Annotated in this window: 1 protein-coding gene; it reads left to right on the forward strand. The window is 68.8% G+C overall.

What is annotated here, in order from left to right; genetic code table 11:
* Positions 1 to 324 (forward strand): hypothetical protein (locus ABGA94_RS03620; RefSeq protein ID WP_375366416.1); only part of this gene is annotated, 324 nt, incomplete at both ends.

Genomic DNA, 324 nt, shown 5'->3' on the forward strand with positions numbered 1-324 from the left:
GCGCTGTCGCGCCGGCTTGGTGCCATGGTCCGCGATGGTCAACTGGTGCAGAACCGCCGCGGCGGTTTCGCCCCGATCCAGACCCTGAACCTGGTTACCGGCGTGGTGATCGCCAACCTGCGCGGGTTCCTGGCCGCACAAGGGGTGGCCAGCGTCGGCCTGTTGCCGCTGGGCATCGCCTTGTTCGGTGGCACCGCCTGGCTGGGGCCGTTGGTGACGGCGGGTGCGTTGCCCGAAGAACCCGATGGACGGGGCGTTGCGGAGATCGGCATGCGGTACGCGCCTCGATGCGCGGAAGGTCGTTGTTGCGTGGAAGGGGTATGC

It is taken from the genome of Stenotrophomonas sp. 3diitr2024 (assembly GCF_042136455.1).
GTDB classification, from domain to species: domain Bacteria; phylum Pseudomonadota; class Gammaproteobacteria; order Xanthomonadales; family Xanthomonadaceae; genus Stenotrophomonas; species Stenotrophomonas sepilia.